Genomic DNA, 962 nt, shown 5'->3' with positions numbered 1-962 from the left:
GGCGGGGCTCCGGAAGCGGTAGATGAACTCTTCCAGCAGCCGGCCGTGGCCATCGGCGCGGAAGATGAGTAAGGCATCGGTCTTGCGCGAATAGAATTTATAGGACGCGGGGTTGCCGTCCAGGTCCGGGTCGTTTTCCCGCCACCGCACGCGCGCGAACCCCGCTCCCAGCAGTACCCTTTCCACCTCGAAGGGGGGCGGGCTCTCCCCAAGAAAATTCACCTGTACTTTTTCGGCCAGCCGCAGCAGCTGTTTCAGCGAAAGGAATTGCGCCTGCGCCCGGCCGGTGGCCAGCAGCAAGAAGGCAAGAAGCAACGTCTTCATGGCAGTCGTCAAAACCTAAATTTATTCCAATGCGCTTGGGGCGCCACCCGGCTTTGGTGAGCGAAGCGAGGGTAACAACTCAGAAGGGACTCCTGGGTTAAACCTAACCTCCTTTTACTGAATGGCCGCGTTTACCTTTGGACCCTTTGGCTGAACTATCTTTAGCTTGCTGTATAACAGCTTACTCTTCGATGAAACTCGCGCTCCTGTTCTGCCTTTTTTGGCCTAGGGTCACGTGCGGGCAAGTGGTGCGGGCGCAGCTCACCGACTTTACCCCGGATAAGCTCGGACCGTACTGCGGCTACTTCAAAGCAGCCACCGTGCTTCAATTCCGGCTGCTGGACAGGAACAGGCTCTTGCCGGGGCGAGACTCGGTCCTTGTCATAATTCCCTGCGCCCGGGAACAGGGGGAAGCGTTCTACCAGAATGGCGCGACCTATGAGTTGACGTTGCATGAGTTAGCCACGGATCCGCAATGGCAAGAGGGCGGCTGGAAACTAAGTTCGGCCTACGAACATCGAACCTTATCGCCCTGGTGGTGCAGGGGATTGTCTCGGGTTAAATAATCGCTCCTTCAACTGAACGTCACTATTCGCCCATCAGGGTGAGCAGTAAGGAGCGGCGCCCGCCGTGGTCAC

General features: G+C 57.8%; 1 protein-coding gene. It reads right to left on the bottom strand.

What is annotated here, in order from left to right; all coding sequences use genetic code 11:
* Positions 1 to 324 (bottom strand): hypothetical protein (locus ACP7AJ_RS21375; protein WP_426062268.1); only part of this gene is annotated, 324 nt, incomplete at its 3' end.
* Positions 325 to 962 lie beyond the last annotated feature (638 nt).

It is taken from the genome of Hymenobacter sp. B1770, from assembly GCF_049896385.1.
GTDB lineage: Bacteria > Bacteroidota > Bacteroidia > Cytophagales > Hymenobacteraceae > Hymenobacter.
Note: the sequence above shows the minus strand (reverse complement) of the source record. Positions and strands in the feature narration are given on the sequence as shown.